The following is an 18,043-nucleotide window of genomic DNA, read 5'->3' as shown; positions in this document are numbered from 1 at the left end:
TCCTGTTTATAGAAATTCTAAAGGCTGGTGGTTGTGAAGCATGTAAAAAGTAGCATGGGAAGTGGGTTGATTACTTTTGTCGAAACTGCCAAACATCGTAGCTTAACCAGTGCCGCAAAAGCGTTATGTGTAACGACGGGGGCGGTAAGCCAGCAGTTGATTCAGCTTGAAAATCAGTTAGGTTTCACTTTATTTCATAGGCACTCAAGAGGTATTCAACTGTCTGATGAGGGGAAAGAGTTACTTGATGTCGTTGAAAGCGGTTTAGAAGATACTGATAGCGTGATTGATAAGATATTGAGGTCAGAAGTGGACAGTAATGAGATCCGTTTGAAGCTCACTCCATCTTTCGCTTTTAAATGGTTAGTACCACGTTTAGAAAATTTTCATAAGCAATACCCAGATATTCAAATACAAATATTTGCGGAAGGAGCGTTGGTTGAAAGTGAGATAAAAGACTATGATCTTGCGATTGATTATGGCCCACTTACTCATAAACATGCTGACTCAATGTTATTGAAGCCTGAATTACTGATGAAAGAGAAGTTGCTGCCGGTCATGAGTCCATCATATTTAAAAGGACATCCACAGTTAGAATCGACGAGTTTACAGCATTCTGATTTCGACTCAGTTGTATTGCTACATGATGCGATGCCGTGGGACAACGCGAGCAGAGATCTAGAGTGGAAATCATGGGCTTCAATCTATGGCGTTGAAATTAAAGTTAATCAAGGCCACTTCTTTAATCGAACTGATATGGCGATGTCGGCTGCGGAAGCTGGCGTTGGAATTGCGATGGCTCGTACCGCATTAATTCAAGATGAGCTACGAACCAAAAGATTGGTCACACCTTTTGAGCCCATACCTGCAGGAGCCGGTTATTTTCTAATATCCAATACCACATCACCAGCTGTTGAAAAATTCACGGCATGGTTGAGAGTGCAAATTAAGAATGAGTCCTGAAGCTCTGCCTCTTTGGCATAATTTCAAGCTGGTTTTGAACCATCACGTCTACTTATTTACGGGTTCACGATATACGACTACTTGGTTTTTGCCTCTTTCTTTGGCTTGATATAAAGCGACATCGGCTCGGTGTCGAAACTCATCTTCACCTTCGCCAGTATGCGTGCAAATACCAATACTAAGGGTGGCGTGTATATCTTGGTGGTGCCATTGCAAAGGAGAATTCGCAAGAGTGGTGCATAATCGGTTAGCGACTTCTATCGCTTTACTTTCTTCCGCATTCACAATGGTGATAGCAAATTCATCACCACCAAGCCTTGCGCACACATCAGATGAGCGAGTACAGGTTTTCAAAATTCGAGCAAGGTGGATCAGAGCTTCATCTCCCCCATTATGACCGTAGTTATCATTAATTGATTTGAAATTATCGAGATCAATGAAGGCGAGAGATACTCTAGATTTCCTCTCTAATACCTCTTTCAGATGAACATCAAAAGCTCTACGGTTCATGAGGTTAGTTAATGAATCATGCATTGCTAAGTAATTTAAATCTTTAGTTTTTTTAACTAACTCTTCTTCAACATATTTCTTTCGGGCATCCAATATGTTGACGATCATGAAGGCAAAGAGTGCTAGAAGTAAGCTTAAAAATAGCTCAATGAGCAATGTGATCCATTGACTTGGCGTTAGACTTAACTCTTTTGTTAACTCAAAACCCCAGACTCGATTATAGATGTTAATGCTTTCAAAGTAATATAGGTCATCTAGTATTCTTTCTACATTATTAGTAAAAAACTCTGAGCTTGAGCCATTAGGGTTAATCTCGCTGATTCGAATTGAAATATCATTTGTCGTTTGGATTTGAAGTAGCAGACTTTTAGTATATTTAGCAATATCAAGAACACCTACAACGATACCTATCATATGGTTATCGGATGGGTCGAAGACTGGGTAGTAGAGTAAAACGCCTTGTCGGCTTTTATCATTCTGAAAAAGCTCTAACTTTTCGGATATAGCAGGAAGTTTCGTGGTTTCAATATATCGAGCGACTTCTTGGAAATCTTCCGTGTCAGCGTAAAAACCAAGAAGTTTGATATTCTCTTTTGTTCTCGGCGTTATATCCGTCATGATATAGATATTATCAAACTCGAGTGGTAATCCCTTTTGAGTAAAGGTAAATGGTTCTGATTCTGGTGATATGAGTTTGAGCTTGTTAATTTTTTCTATGGATTTACGTGAGGTGGATTTTTCAAACCACTCTAGAGCGATGATTGATTGAGTTTGTCCAAGAACTTGCTCTGAAAATGAATCGAATCGGTTCCACTCATCTTCAGGCATGGTATGAAAAAAATTAGCAACAGACCCAATTTTTTCAATATCTCGCTCGACTAAAGCCTTGAGCATCGAGAGTTCAGTGTCAATACTCGCTTGGAATAACGCTTTATTGGCACTAGATTGGGTAAATATAGTGATAGACAAAATAGCCATAGTAACTATAACGACAGCAAGCAGAACACTTTTAGCGTGAGATGGCAGAAATATTTTTAGTCGATTCATTTACAGCTCATCAGGGTGCATAAGATTAATTAAGTAATAGTAATAGCAAATATTTCATAAGTTTCATATTAGGTTACAATTTAGTAGTGATCATGCTCTTAAAAATTAGAAAACCTGACATGCGTATTTTACAAGAGTGCTTTGCTAGATTTGTATTTTTATAAAATATTAAGATGTGGGAGTGAAAATATTAATTACATCATCTGACATTATTTGTATGTACTAGTTTTAATTTATTCAAAACTAAACTGGGTCTATTATTCACATAGCGCACATTATTCACTATACGGTCTGTTTTTTATTTGATAGTTTAGTAAAATTATTAATGTCAGTAGATAAATAGAATGAATGTTATAGTTCATGAAGCATAATAAAAAACAACAAGGTGAAGAATGAAAGCCATCAAGTGTATGGTGTGGAGTGCTGTTTGTGGTTTTCTCTATTCTTCATTAGCCAATGCGGTGTCATTAGATGTTGGGCTTATTGAAGGGGGAAGGGCACCTTATTTTATGACCGCAACGGATGATCTACCAGATCACGGTATTTACGTCGATGCTTTACGTGAAGTTGGCGCTCAAACAGGGATAAATTTTCAATTCAAATATTATCCTCAAGCACGACTTCGAGCCTATATGAAGCATGGGATCCTAGATATAGAACCCGGAATTGATCCTAGCTGGAGAACTGAGCAAGGAGAAGAATCCATAAGTCTGTATTCTGATGTTATCCTTAGTTCAGATGAAGTTATCGTGTATAACCCTAAAGCGTTCATTTCACCTCCCTCTGTTGATGATTTTAAGTCGTTGCAGTTATGTACTTTGCTTGGATTTGATCTTTTTAATCAAGAACCTAATGCTAAAAAAAGTCACGATACATCAAAGGTAAAGCCTAATGTAGTCCGTGAAAATCAATTACTAAAGCTAGTTGAATTTGGTCGCTGTGATTATGCGATATTCCCTATCGATGTTATCAGTAAAAAAATAAAGCAATACGGACTTGAGATGACAAAACCTGTTGCAACTTACCAGTTAAGAATTAGATTACACCGAGACCGAAAGCTTTATTTAGAAGCAATTAACAATGCGATAGCTAGTATGAAAAAGAGCGGAAAGCTGCAAGCTATAATCGATAGCTATACAAAGGGTAGCCAATGAACGTTTTAATCCAGAGTGTTGCTATATTCATGGTTGCACTAATGTCTTCGCTTAGTCTTGCATCTCCAGTTTTAAATACCAAAGACAGCAATGCATTACGAGTGGCTAATGAGCTATCAGAGATTACCTCAGGGCTTGTTTATAATATGGATGAAACTCAACTAAAGCGTACTATCCTTGCTATTCTATCTCAAGATGACAGCGTTAAAGCCGTAAAGGTAGTTGATATAGCCACATCAAGAGAACTCTTTTTATATTTTATCAATGATGGTGAAACGGTCCTAGGCGAAGCGATTCCAGATGATTTTTCTAGATATGATGTTGGTGAATCTAATATTGTGTTTAATGGGCATTTGATCGGTTCTGTCACTGTCTATAGTGAAGCCCAAAAAACACTAGCAGAAATAGACGGTACCGTTTCAAATCTAGGCTTACTGCTAATTGTATTTTTACTACTTACCGTAATTCTTTTCTTTATATTTAAAATATTAATCAGTGATTATCGAGGTAATAAAGTATACCTGGCTTTTGGTACAAAAAAGTTTGCTTATTTAGTGATGGGAGCATTGTCAACGTTTATTACTTTAAGCCTTGCAGGGAGTTGGTTACTATTAACTTATAATAAACAATTAATTGAAACTCGGTTAGAGGATTCATTTGTTCAGTATAATAAATCTTTGAATGAGTCTTTTGTATTAGATGGACATGTAAAGTCAAGTGTTACTAGACATATTCTAAATAAGAAGCCACTACAAGATAGTGTCAGATATATAATTGATAATATTCAATATGCTGATACTAGTGCTGTTCAGTCGTCTCGCGATACGTTAACGACTATCTTTGAACATTATGCTGGAATGGGATATGCGGGAGCGAAGTCCATTATATCATCTGATTTAGATGTCATTTACTCTTATGGTGATGCTTATCCTCTAGCTGAACTTGATATGTCGAAAACAAGTTCATTCATCCGAGCACTCAATGGCGAATCAAGCATATTACCAGCAAGAAAAGTGGCTGATCCGGAAAGTGGTATTGAGAAGTTTGTCCTGTTTTTTGCTATGCCATATCGTGATGTTGAGACCAAAAAGATAACAGCTGTCGTCATTATTGAGATGGATAATAGTAGTACTTACTTCGACAAGTTAGCCGTGTATCAGTTTGCTAAAACCGGAGAAATGATAGCCTATGATGAAAATGCAAATCAGCTATCTAGTCATCGTTTTCCACCACTAAATAAGTCAACTTCGGTTACTTTAAGCGATAGAGATAGCACTGGTACTATTGACGCGGTTAGAAAGAGTAAACGAGCTTACGATACTAACCGTGCATCAAGCCATCTCTATAAATTTGTCGATTACCGATCTAAAAATGTTTACTCCATGGTGTTTTGGAACCCATATGTTAATGCAGGTATGTTGATTAAGATTGATGAGGATGAGGTTCTTTTAGATTACGTTCGATTTAGAAATAGCATTATGCTTATTATCTTATCGATGGCCTTATTTACGGTTCCATCTATGATGTTTACATTATATGCGGGTAGTAAATCAAATCAGAAATTAAAAGACTCCCGGCAAGAAGTTATACGGCGATTAGGGCATGCCGCTGAATTTAAAGACAATGAAACAGCGCTACATATTGTTAGAATGAGCCACTATTCTCGAGTGCTTGCTGAAAAGTATGGACTGCCTGAGCATTTACAAATGAGTATTTTTAATGCGTCACCTATGCATGATATTGGGAAGATTGGTGTTCCCGACGCAATTCTTCATAAACCAGGAAAACTCTCAAGTGAAGAGTGGGATATTATGAAGAAACACCCTGAATTCGGTGCCGATATTATTGGGGAGCACTCTTTTGGTTTGTTAAAAATGGCTCGTGAAATTTCGTTGTACCATCATGAAAAATGGGATGGTACGGGATACCCATATGGAACTAAAGGTGAGGATATACCTATTTCAGCTAGGATCGTTGCCGTTGCAGATGTTTTTGATGCGTTAACCAGTGAACGTTCATACAAAAAAGCGTGGCCAATTGAAGATGCTATTCACCTTATTATTTCGGAATCAGGGAAGCATTTTGACCCTAAATTAGTAGAAGTGTTTAAGCACTCTTTAGTTGAATTTAAAGCGATTAAAAATAAGTATCACGATGCTTAATATAAATTGTGAACGCTACTTTTGGTTGTCATTATATTGTATGTAGCGGTATCTCCTTCGTACATTTAAAGTTGTTATCTAAATTTCAGATTATACTCAAATGACGAAGGAGGTACTCAAAATAGCGAATCTAATGAGTTTTAATGTTAGAAAGTTAGTCCCCCCAAATAGCTGAAACAAACTCTGGATGATCAATAAATGGGTTGCGGTTACCTTGGAAATCTTGGACTGCTTGGTTACGATCAATCTCTTTTTGACTCACGGGATCATTTTGGTGCCAGCGTTTCAACATTGCCAGTAACCAAGGTTCAAATACCGTGGTGTTCGTGCCATTTAATACGGCATTTGAGCTGGTTGAATTTCCTTCCCAATTTGCAATTTCATTCTCATAACGTGTTGCCATATAGAAATAGGCACGAGCAAAGTCACCTTTAAACTCATCAATTGGTTCGAAAACGGTACCGGAATAACCTAAATTAGAAGCTGATGAACCGACTTTTGACCCATTACTTGATGTATAAGTTGCGCTGCCCACTTCGCCAAATGGCCAGTTGCTGCGTTTAGAATTCACGTAGCCATCAGTTGCAAATAAATGGTGACCATCAGAATTCATTGGCTCTACCTTGCCACCAAACCAGCTTTTAGGGAAAGAGTGCTCACGGTTATAACAATCGCCTTCTTTACTATATTGACCGCATTGATTGGTCACTTTAGTAAATTGCACGCTATCGCTGCCAGAAGGTTTCTCTGAATACATGTCTAGAATGGATCCATCTTTCTCAAAATAATTATCGATGTCTGCCACTTTCGTGAGTGCCCAAATCGCCGTGTAGCCTTGGCTATTGTGATTGTCGATAATTTGATACAACGAGGTTTTTAAACTAAAGCCTGTTTTACCTTCAGCGGCTTTGTAGTAATCGCCCAAGACTGGTGGCTCGGTAGGAGGTGTCGTCGTGGTATCACCCAGTGTGAAGCTGGTAACTTGGTTCGATTGGAAGTCACCACCAGAGGCGAGGGTTTTTCCATTCGCAGTTAATGTGTACGAACCGTTGCCTGTGCTACAACAAATACCATCGCCATAAGAATCTATAATTTCGAACTGATAATCGCCATCGCTTAGACACATCTCTTGATTGTTTGTTGTGTTATTGCTGTAACCTGTGCCGGAAAAAAGGGTTTGATTGCTGGCATTTTTAAGTGTCCAGCTTGTTTCTACAGCGTAATCATCGGTCACTAGAGTTAAGGTGGTGCTGGTATCTGTACAGCTTGGTGGCGGTGGTGTGACAGAATCCATTGGTCTGAAATTGTCTACATACACCGTTTCAGAACCATCAAATCCAGTGACATCGTAGAACCTTAAACCAACATTAATGTCTTTATTCGCAGTTGCGGTATAGCTAAAGCTAAGATCTTGCCATTGATTGGTTTGACCGTTATTTGAATAGCCCTGATAGCCATCGACGTATAGGCGGGCTTTTACCTTGCCTTCGGTATGGTACAGCGCAACGGAGAAATCGTACGTTTTCCCTTGCTCGACAGTAACGGTTTGTAAAAAATCAGTACTGCCTTGTGTACCAGTATTCACATCAATTTTTGCGGCCAATCCTCCCGTTTTTACTTGAGCTGATGTCGGAGATACTGAGATGCCGCTATCAATCGTGGTCCAGTTGCTCGGGGTGTTACCATTCCACTGTTCAAAGTCTCCATTCGTTATCTGCGCATAGGCGTTGGGAGTGCAAAGAAGGGCGAGGGTACTTAGTGTAATTATTCTATTTAACATATAACCTTCTGTTTAATGACATAAAAATCAATTAAGCATAAGAATTAACCAACAGGTTAAAGTGGATGTACGTCTCAAAAGAAACTATATGTAAGGTTACTTTTATTGATAAATGTGATGTTAATTCCAAGTCGAATTTACTGTTGTTATGGGTTGGTGTGCAAGTTGTTGATATGCAGAATAGATAAAAAAAGGGAATGCTTGCTGGTTAATGATCTTCATATAGTTTGAAAATCTCAGCACTGCATCCCCAATGTGGACAATGATCATTTGCTATTTGAAAGCGAGCTATCTAGTAGCTCGCAGCATAAAAGCGAGTAACGGAAAACTGGTCACTATTCAGCACATTTTGATGCCATGATTTTGAGTGGTAAACCCGTTTTATCAAATTTAAGGCTCCAAACATACTGTCCTTCATCCATAATCGTAACCGCAGTATCTTTACCGTAACCACCAAATTTTAATGGATTTTCTTTACCTAGTTTTAAGCTCAGTCCTGTCGCAGTAAATTGTGGGTGCCATGTTTTCGCTGCATATTGCATGCGGTAGCTACCAGGTTTCTCATTGGTTACGACTTGGTAAACCCCATCACCTTTGTATTCAAATTTGCGGTGATCTTTGTGTTGCCATGCCGAGTCAGAGAAGTCACCGACCACATAGATTTTTTTCGGGATTGGGCCTTTCTCATCGAGCGTCGGGTTATCACATTGAGCCATGAATCCTTGGCCAATACCGTCGCTCACTGCGGCAGCCGCAACGGCTGGGCCTGCTTTTGATGGCTGCTCAATCTTAATAAATCGAGCCTCAAATGGTGATAGTGAAATGGTGTAATCATTCCCTTGTGCGCTGAACGTTTCCTGTGTTTGTAAATCTGATAGATAACCTTCAGAACCTATCTTTTCTTTGCTGAGAGTGATGGCTTGATCATCTGGCGTTAGGTTGACAGCATAAAGCAGTGCTTCTTGCTCTGTCTGCTTGTGATCGACATAAGCGATTTTATCGGCCATGACATTGATACGCTCGCCTTTCGACAGTGCAGGGTGCTCACTACGAAGTTTCATTAAATCAGCCACGTACTGTTTCAAATCTGATTCACTAGTATTCAGAGTGGCAGTGACACCTTCTATTTTTGCGCTTGAGCGAGCGACGTGATCATCACAAATCCCTTTGATGGCACAATCTTTCTCGACTTTCGCTGCGAAGTTATCGACCTGATCACCGATCTCATCACCGTAGTAAAGTGTAATTGGGCCTGTATAAGCGGCTTGGAAAGAGAAGGCGGCTTTATGTCTCAGCCAATATTCAGCATCTTGTGGTTGTGCAATGCCACCGCGCTGCAATAAGTCACCAAAACGAACTAAATCGTGATTACCAATCATTAGGTTCGGTTTAGCATGAGGTGGGTATAGGGAGTGCAAATTCATCCCTTCCGCTAACCATTCTCCACCTTTATTACCGACACCCGCTTCATTTACCGCAAAAGTTTCCACTAAGCGGTAACGAACAGGGAAGTCGAAAGCAGAACATAATGCTGGGTTTTGTTTCGTGCCATAACCTGTTTCTATGATGCGGTTCTCGCCAGCCCAAATCTCAGCAACCATGTAGCCAAGTGGATTAACTGATTCACCTTTGTCGTTAAGATAGGTTACTTGTTTTGATGCTTGATCGACGGTTTTGCGGATCTCTACCCATGCATCTTTTGGTACTTGGTAAGCTTGATCTAATCGCCAGCCATCAATTTTTAGCTCTTTTACCCAGTACTCAGCAACTTCTTGATAAAAAGGGAGGCTCTCAGGGTAGTCAACTGGGTTATCTGCGCCCGCAGGCATCTTACCGGTTGGTGATGGAACAACATTGCCTTTGTGATGACCAAAGACACCATCGAAGAAGACATACATACCATGAGCATGTGCTTCATCAACTAACAGCTTCGCATCTTCAAGTGTCCCGAAACGCGGGTCTATTTCAAAGTAGTTGGTCGCAAAATACCCAGTGGCGTCTAAGCGGTCAGCCCAATGTTCCTGTCCGCCAACGGGAACAGAATTAAATATAGGTGTGAGCCATAAGCCATTCATGCCAAGTGACTGAATATAATCTAACGAGTCGATGACGCCTTGAATATCACCCATATGGTGGCTTGTTCCATACCCTGTACCATGGCCGATGCTTTCATCGCCATTAACAAAGCTTTCCACCATCACTTGATAGATACGCAGATCATCAGTTTGGCTAGTTTGAGACATTTCACAGCTGTATTTTGGCACTGTTGGTTGAGGTTCAGTTTTCGACGAAGAGCTGCATCCTGCAAGTAACGCAGCAGCAACCGCTAAAGTGAGTGTGGTAGCAGAGTGTTTCACGTTATGTTCCTTATTATATATATTTATCTGATTATCAATTAATCAATAGATTGTGAAATCGCCCTTAAAATAAGCATGTTAGGAGTAGAAGAAAGGCTGAGAGATCAAGCTCACGCTTGGTAGGTGTTGATGGCTTTTTATACAAAATAGCGATCACATTTTAAGAGGGGATTATGGAATATGAGTGAAAAATAAATTTTATATATCCCCGTTTCAAGAGAAGAAAAGGGGATATTTTTCGAAGATAAACTTAACGCTTGATTGAATAGCGAGCGACCGCCGCTTCTTCTTTCGTGACGACAGTCTTACCGATAGGAGCCAGTGAAATTACGGCTAATTTCAAGTGCTGTATAGCAAATGGAATACCTATAATCGTAATAAAACACGCCACGGCAGAACAAATATGGCCTATCGCTAACCATATGCCCGCAAATAAAAACCAAATGACATTGCCGATCACGCCGAGTGGGCTTGTCCCTATATCCATTTCATTGAACAGTTCATCCCGGGAAATTGCCTCTTTGCCAAATGGGAAGAAAGAAAAATTCCCCATCACAAAGCAAGCTCGACCCCATGGAATACCGATGATACTAATGAAAGCGAGCAGACCGAAGAACCACCACATTAGGCCCATGATAATGCCACCAAAAAGAAACCAAATAATGTTACCAAGAGTTCTCATTTTATTACCTTGTTTAAATGCCAGTTTATGGAGACTAACGCTAGTAGAAGCTTAATTATGGGCTTATTTGCTTAACCTAGCATGAATAGAGGCAAAAGATTGCTTTAAAGTGGCACTCATTTATTGCTAGACGTACTTATGATTCCCTCTAAATCACAGAAAATTGTGGATTTGGACAGAAATTGATAAGCGAAGCCCAAATATGCGCGTGTCACTATAGAACTTTATAATAACTTCACATAGAGTTTGGTTTTTATACAATAATATCCCGCCTAGCTGCAAGTTGAGTAATAACAATGAGTAATCAAAAAGGATTTACACTAATAGAAATGGTTGTCGTGATTGTTATTGTCGCGGTTTTAGCGGTGGTTGCTGCCCCTCGTTTTCTGAATATAAAAAGTGATGCGACAGAAGCGGTCATGGATGGTATTGCGTCCAGCTTCAGAGTGGTGGTAGAACAAGTTAATTACAGTGCAATCGTGCAAGGGAAAGAGCATGAAAGTAATGTTGCTGTTGATGTTGGTGGCGTAAACATCAATACGTACTTCGGCACACCGCAAGAGCTTTGGGATAATAATATCGCGTCACTGATGAATAGTGATATTGCTTATTTAGGTAATGGTTATTACACCCCTGCATCGCTTACAACGCCATGCACTGAAGCCTCTATCTGTGTTGTCGATCAAACGCCAGCAAATAGTGTTTTACCTGGCTACCCTGGTTGGGGGATGTTTTTTATCCCAAGAGGAAAAACCGTTGCAGATAAATGCCTCGCGTTTTATGTTTTCCAGCAAGACGGAAGCAGTATTGTATTTAGAGAGGTCTCGACGCTTACTGATGGGTGTTAGGTTGCATCCATGAGGCTTTGAGGTATCTAAAGTGTGGCTTACACTTCGTTATATAGGATTGTAGTGACCTAGCACGAGTTCTTCTGCCTTCTAGCAATTACCCGTGACGGACGTGAATAGTGATTAATGCAGAAAGGGCAGTTAGACTAATTACTATTACTTGATGGGAAGGTGAGATGACGACTACACGTAAGCCGCTCAAATATATGGCATACAAAAGTTAATGAGAAATACTGATTTTGAAGCGCAACGGAATGATCCGCAACTAAAGTTATGGCAATCAAAAGCACTTTACATTATGAGTCGCCCTGTGAGTGAAAGTTCGGACGGTCAAGGCAAACAAAAAGGGCCAACTCTTTCGAGTTGGTCCTTTCCAAACGTTTGGTGGGCTGGCGGGAGTTGAATTTGTGAGGTAAGCGTCTGATTTATAGCTATTTTTAAAATTCATACTTTTGTCTGGAGTACTTTTTGGAATACCTGAGTTTTTAGTGACTTGTATCTCATTTTAAGAATTATCTCATACGCGATCTGATTATTTTGGTGTTCGCGACGCGATTAAATCTAACCGTCAGCATTTCATGAATGAGCTTTTATTAATTCAGAAATGGACATAGCGAGTTAAGGTGATTCATCTAACGCAGTTCCTTAGAGTTAGGAAAATTAGCCCAAAAGATATTGGTAGCAAGACTAGCACCATAACCTTGGTAATAATGAGCAATTGTTATTACGCTGGCATAAATCGGATGAGCCAATATTGTTAACAACCAGAAGAGCCAGATAGTAATAAAACTAAAACTAATACAGCGGCATGGGCAGCTATAAATTCGTTCGGCTGAAAATAATGAAGGCCATTCGTCGATCATCTGTTATCTCGGTAAATTATGGTTTGATTGATTAGATCTAGTAGTCAGATCAAGCGGATTTTATCTACTTAAACATGAAGGAATCGAGTATATACAGCAGATCTGTAGCGATACTTAGATATAGAATAATATTCATGATTTAGGTGAAATACAATGCTTCAATCATCAACACCATAATTACGCCTTAGCAAGCTACAAATTAATGGCCAATATCAATTGACCACTTCAGTTATTAAAATTGGCTCTCAGCTAAGCCTTTTGATTCGTCTATTAATTCCAATTGTTGCGGTCCGTCAAACCTATAAATCCTGCCATTTTCATTAATGGGACCGACTAAGCTTAACGCATCCCTTGCACTGTATTTGAATTTTTGTGTCAAAACAGTAAATAAATGGTAAAACTCATTTCTTATATCAGTTGCAAAAATTCCCGGATCATCAGAGCCAAGAGCAAGTAGCATTTTGCTATCACCAGCTATAGCTCTATCTGGAATTTGCAACCAGCGAAATACATGATGCTCTTCAATACATTTATAATGGCTGATACGTACATTACTCGTAGGTAAAGTTTCAATGACAACTTTTTGTTTTGCAACATAAGCTTGTGTATATTGCTGTGCTTCTAAAAGAACATCAAAGCTTATATCACTAAGGTCTATTTCAATTTCAACCTCATTATTTTGTAAAACCTGTTGATTGCTTGTTTGTATTTTTAATAATTGCAAAATGCGTTTATCAACTTTTTTGGTCAATTGAAATTCGCTCGCAAGAGTTCCTACGTGTTTTAATGGCCCCGCGGAATCAACCAATACATCGACGATAATACTCGGTCGTAAGCCTCGAAACTTCCAAGCTTCTTGTAAATCTTCAATCGGGTAAAGTTCACTATAAATATTCAAACATAGCTCACGAATTTTAGTTTCAACTCGGCCAATCTGAATTTTAGATTTAAAATTGTCTAATGCTATTTTTCTTAAGAATAATAAATTATTTAGCCATTCAGCTTGTTTTAAATATATTTTCTCTGGCATAAGATTGAGCCATAATTGTGGGTCAATCCCAATTGCTGTGCCATGTCCAATTCTGTCACCATCTTGTAATTCGAGTAATTTAATTGAGTCGTAAATTGAACGAATACCACTTAATAAATGTTCGAAATCTTCTCCCGTATGAAAAGTGAAATTTCTGATCCCACGAGAGCGACAATAGCGATAGACAGGTGCAAATACTTCTGGAGGTGATTCTAGTTCATTGGCTGCAGCATCAATGCCAGTAATGATTGCGCGCAAATTCGGGTGAGCATCTAGCATTTCACAGAGTAAAAAAGCTTTTTTATCTAGATCTTCTCTTTTGCTTTGAAAATGGTAGCCGCCATCTCTTACACTCCAAGGTAGTTTTATGAAATGTGCAACTAAACGTAAATTTGGACGATTATATTTGGTAACTTCCAAAGCCAGCTGATTAATATCTGTCTCTAGTTTTAGCGGTTGTAAACCTCCGGCATATTGCAGAAAACCAGTTAAAATATCTGATATTAAATCAAGGTTTTTACTTAGCTCTCCTTTTGGTGCAAAACGTCCTTCTAATGTACTAAGATCTGGTCTGTCGTTGACCTTTGGGCCATGTAATTGGAAAAATCGGGCTTTGTATGATTTTTCAATTTGACTACGAGCATCATTGTCTGCAAATTTTTGAAACTGATCAAAACCATATTGGTCAGATCTTTGAACAAGTAAGTGATGAAAACAGTTCATACATTGCAGGTATAATAAATAGCAAGCGTCGGCAATATTTCGCGATTGTGTAGGCTCTAGCTTTAATTGATATAATAACTTTACTTGCCAGTTTAATTCTTCAATATGAGACCAATGTTGCTCAACGTCATCAAATCTTTTTGCTTCCTCAAAAAATCTAACAGGTTCTTCAACTGATGAAAAGCTTAAAAGTTTAGATAAACGCGTACAGCTATCATTATAATTTGTAAGCCCTAAACTTGAGTCATTCTTTACCAACCAAAGCAAAAGGGTTTCTCTTAGTCTTCTTGAAAGGTGAAAAATACCTAAAAGTTTCTTAGGGTTATCTAAAAAATGGTAACTTGCATAAAGTAATTGTACTCTTTCTTTCTCATCGCAAGCTGTACTCATTTCCTCAATTAATGCACATGGTTGCATTAGCGTTTCATTCCACAACTGCTCAAATAAAGTAGTACCGTTTAAATGTAAATGAGCTTCATGCAGACCTTCGTTGTGGATATAATCTTCCACTTCGCCATTAAATGGTGAAATAATACCCCGTCGACCAATACGTTCTTTTATTGCCGTGGATAATGAGTTTCTATTATCGATTAGGCTTTTGTCTAACTGTTTAGACAGTTGTAGTGCTATTACTGGGAAGCCACTTTGGTTTGATAACCAATATTGCCAATCATTAAATTTATCGTCTTTAACAGCCAATCTACGATTGTCATCAATCAAATGAAATCTAGCAGCTTGATCAAGTAAACTATAACACCAGCCATGAGCATTTTTTTTCTGTTCTAATTGCCTCCAGTGACCATGAAAAACTTGGTCAGTCCAGTGAAAATTCCTTTGTTGCCATGAAGCATAAGTTAATTGTTTAAGCTTACTTTCACCAAGAACTAGTGTGTCACCAGTAAGCAATGATTTTAACTGCTTACAGAGTGGCTCAAAAAATCTCGGCTCTGAAAGTAAATATTGGTTAAGGTTTGGCATTATTTAGTTCCAAATTTTCCTTTAATAACAAATCGGGAAATAATCACCATCGCGCTTGATGAGTGTGTTTCTATGGCGTTTAATTGAGTTGAAATTGCTGCGTCACTATAAGGAGCCATAATTAACTTTATTTCTTTAAATAAATCTGATTTTTGTTCTTTTCTTTTCAGAATATCTGAACCTACTGGTGCTGATGGTACAGGCGGTGCTGATGGTACAGGCGGTGCTGATGGTACAGGTGGTGCTGATGGTACAGGTGGTGCTGATGGTACAGGTGGTAGTGATGGTACAGGTGGTTCTGAAGCTAAAAAAGGTAAAAATAAAGGGCACGTTAGCATCAGATAAGTTAAAGGGAGTTTATCTTTCAAATTCACTTTATTTCCATTGACTATTTTTACAATACTTTTTAAGTTGTTTGTTAAAGTAGTGGAAGCTGAAGCGACATTTTTCGCTGTGCTTAATTTATCTTTGATATCATGATTTGAATCGAAAACATAACGAGCTTCCTCAATTAGAAATGAATTTAAAATAACCCAAATAAATCTTTCAATTACTTCAGATAACACTAAGTCTTTGGATGAGTTTATGTTGTCAGAAACTGTTTGCAGAGTGTAATGAATCCTAGTCCATATTTTCCCAAGTAAAAGTGAAGATAAAGCAGTACGGTTAGTTCTATTTTGCTCTTTCCATGATTTAATATATTCAGTTGTAACAGTGTTCGATTTACCAGGTGTTATGTTGTCGGTATTTTCTGGTCCATCATTGCTTCTCGTGTTAATATCTTTTATGAAATCAGGCGAGCCATAGGTTGGCATTTGAGAAAGTAAGTTTAATGTCCTATTCAAGTCTTTATTTTCACAAAGAAGGATTTCTGAAATAGAAGCAAGTAAACAGTGAATAGATATAAAATCACTTTTACTGCTAGTCATTGATACTGAATGAGATGCTAGAGCTATTGTTTTAGATGCAAGAATAAAAATATCCTTTTCATCAGCGTTGGTTGGAGTTAAGAATTCTAGTCTTTCTATTCCACCCATCGCCATTGCTGCGTTTGAACCGTATACACCGCCTGATTTCGTTTTAATATTATTATTAATATATTTCTTGAATTTGTCATGTGGGAAATTTTCAGGATCTTTTCTTGGAACCATCAAAACACCTAATTCAATATCTTTGGTGCATAACAAACGACTAAAATGAGCCACTAAACTAAATGAATTTTGTCTTTTGTTTAAACCAATATAATCAATGAAGTCATTATGGTTAGATTTTTCTATCATCTTCTCTCTGACATTGTTCATAAAGATTGTACTGGTGGAAGGACCAGCAAGCATTAGCTGTAAAAATTTCCCTGTTGATTTGTTGAAGTTGCTTTCTTTAGGGTTTAAATGATTGCTTATTACACTTGATAAAACAAACATAGAAGAGTTATAGCTCGATGAATTACCGTCAGGTCTTGCATAAAATCCTGTTTCTAATTCTCCATTGTTTTTGCATAGATTAAACAATGCCATACCGATAGTATGAGGATGAATAGATTGGTCTGATAGTTTTTCAGTAGGAATGTTTTCTTTACGTAAATCACCAATATAACTGTCACGTAGTGCTTTAAATAAAGAGTTAGCATCAATTTTTGTTGATTCGGTGCTTTCATCTACAGATTTCAATATTTGAAAAAGAGTTCTAATGGGTTGCTCTAAAAGAAAGTTAACATAAGATTTAATATCATTGTTATTAATTTTAAGACTTTCGCTAATGATCGTTTCAATATATTTTTTTATTTCTAGAGTGGTTGTTTCTTTTGTCTCATAAATTTTTGTATCTTTTATTTTTTGCAGTACTTTTACTTTATTTTTTAGTTCTACATATATTTTAATATCATGTTCAACTAAGTTGGCAATATTTTTAAGCTCAATCCGATGCTCTATCGGTAACACTTTAGCTAAATATTGTTGCTCTAAATGAGACACCATCTCTGGTAAATTTTTAGATAATTCATCCATTCCTTTGATTGCAGAATTGCCATTGTTTAGCTCTTTTGCTCGCTGACCTTGTACTATATGGCTGTATAGAGAAGGGTCGCCTGAGATTAAAACCACCAATTTTGGACTAGATAAATATTTACGAATTAGCTCCAATACTTCGAAAGCTTCTGTCGTTTTCGTATCGACATCATCAAAAGCGATTATTAATAAATTAACATTTAAAATTTGAGCTGCTTTATCAATAAGTTCGTGAAATTTATGCTCTAAATTCTGTCCGCCAATGGCATGTTTTAACGCTTTATTTAAAAAGAAAGCAGGATCTTGAACCTTACTGTTAGCACCACTCCCAAGTAATTTAAGACCTTCAGCCATTTCTGCCATGCAAGTTTGAAATTCGTGTCTTTGTAGTTCATCAGACGTTCGGCTTAATGCTTTGCTCACACTTGCTTGAATTTTGGCAATAATTTGCACCAAAATATGCTCATGAACTTCAATTAACGTTGGGTCAATAAACGCAATGGGCTTTATTTTGTTGTCTGACTTGGCTTGTTCTAATAAAACAGAACGTAAGAAAGTCGTTTTACCAGCCCCTCGCTGTCCACTGACAAAAATGGTGTTATTATACCTTTGGGGATTAAATTCAAGTTCCCATTCTTTATGGAAATGACCTGCTGAAATTTTTTCTTGTTTTATATCTTCAGATTGTTGTTCAAATTTTGTTAGTAATGCATCTAACTGCTCCTTTGCTTGCATTTGAAGCAAGGTTCCAGTATCACAGGCAGATGCATTTAACGCCTCCGCTAAATTTATGGTTATTTCTGTAGATAGCCTAGCGGATTTATCATCTGACATTTTAACTTCCGATTTAGTAAAACAAGAATATGATGCATTGTAACATGTTGATATTTAAGAATCATTTTATAATTTATCTTTTTGAACTAGCTCATTCATTCCGAGATAT

9 protein-coding genes and 1 pseudogene are annotated in these 18,043 nt (G+C 38.0%); 4 read left to right on the top strand and 6 right to left on the bottom strand.

Annotated elements, in window-relative coordinates; all coding sequences use genetic code 11:
* Window positions 1-54: 54 nt before the first annotated feature.
* The gene (locus tag F0249_RS12765) at window positions 55-963 is read left to right on the top strand and encodes a LysR substrate-binding domain-containing protein (RefSeq protein ID WP_171756938.1); all 909 of its coding nucleotides are present in this window, start codon (window positions 55-57) and stop codon (window positions 961-963) included.
* Between the two features lie 48 nt (window positions 964-1,011).
* Here F0249_RS12765 and F0249_RS12760 read toward each other — a convergent pair whose 3' ends face one another.
* On the bottom strand, window positions 1,012-2,520 hold the full coding sequence (locus F0249_RS12760) for a sensor domain-containing diguanylate cyclase (protein WP_171756918.1): 1,509 nt from the start codon (window positions 2,518-2,520) through the stop codon (window positions 1,012-1,014).
* A 392-nt stretch (window positions 2,521-2,912) separates the two neighbouring features.
* Here F0249_RS12760 and F0249_RS12755 point away from each other — a divergent pair, with 392 nt between their 5' ends.
* Window positions 2,913-3,674 carry an ABC transporter substrate-binding protein gene (locus tag F0249_RS12755; RefSeq protein ID WP_171756917.1) on the top strand — a complete coding sequence of 254 codons (762 nt, stop codon included), beginning with the start codon at window positions 2,913-2,915 and terminating at the stop codon, window positions 3,672-3,674.
* 1,562 nt (window positions 3,675-5,236) lie between these two features.
* Window positions 5,237-5,836 (top strand): annotated as a pseudogene (locus F0249_RS20245) (HD-GYP domain-containing protein); the annotation flags it as partial.
* A 154-nt stretch (window positions 5,837-5,990) separates the two neighbouring features.
* Here the strand turns inward: F0249_RS20245 and F0249_RS12745 are convergent.
* The 3 genes from F0249_RS12745 to F0249_RS12735 all read right to left on the bottom strand — a co-directional run bounded on the left by F0249_RS12745 (window position 5,991) and on the right by F0249_RS12735 (window position 10,655).
* The gene (locus F0249_RS12745) at window positions 5,991-7,616 is read right to left on the bottom strand and encodes an endonuclease (RefSeq protein WP_017053790.1); all 1,626 of its coding nucleotides are present in this window, start codon (window positions 7,614-7,616) and stop codon (window positions 5,991-5,993) included.
* Between the two features lie 335 nt (window positions 7,617-7,951).
* The gene (locus tag F0249_RS12740) at window positions 7,952-9,973 is read right to left on the bottom strand and encodes an alpha-amylase family glycosyl hydrolase (protein WP_171756916.1); all 2,022 of its coding nucleotides are present in this window, start codon (window positions 9,971-9,973) and stop codon (window positions 7,952-7,954) included.
* Window positions 9,974-10,223: 250 nt separating this feature from the next.
* Window positions 10,224-10,655 carry a YccF domain-containing protein gene (locus F0249_RS12735; RefSeq protein WP_113796548.1) on the bottom strand — a complete coding sequence of 144 codons (432 nt, stop codon included), beginning with the start codon at window positions 10,653-10,655 and terminating at the stop codon, window positions 10,224-10,226.
* Window positions 10,656-10,951: 296 nt separating this feature from the next.
* Between F0249_RS12735 and F0249_RS12730 the strand changes: the two genes are divergently transcribed.
* Entirely contained in the window at window positions 10,952-11,503 is a 552-nt protein-coding gene (locus tag F0249_RS12730; RefSeq protein WP_171756915.1) for a prepilin-type N-terminal cleavage/methylation domain-containing protein, read from the top strand.
* A gap of 1,095 nt (window positions 11,504-12,598) precedes the next feature.
* Here the strand turns inward: F0249_RS12730 and F0249_RS12725 are convergent.
* A complete protein-coding gene (locus F0249_RS12725) occupies window positions 12,599-15,097 on the bottom strand; it encodes a hypothetical protein (RefSeq protein ID WP_171756914.1) in 2,499 nt (832 codons plus the stop codon).
* Window positions 15,097-17,934, bottom strand: coding sequence for a hypothetical protein (locus F0249_RS12720; protein ID WP_171756913.1), 2,838 nt, complete (start codon window positions 17,932-17,934; stop codon window positions 15,097-15,099). The genes F0249_RS12725 and F0249_RS12720 overlap by 1 nt, the downstream gene beginning before the upstream one ends.
* Window positions 17,935-18,043: the final 109 nt, after the last annotated feature.

Origin of the sequence: Vibrio sp. 03-59-1 (assembly GCF_013114135.1) — a bacterium.
GTDB classification, from domain to species: Bacteria; Pseudomonadota; Gammaproteobacteria; order Enterobacterales; family Vibrionaceae; genus Vibrio; species Vibrio cortegadensis.
The sequence above is the reverse complement of the archived record's forward strand: the minus strand, read 5'-3'. Positions and strand labels throughout refer to the sequence as shown.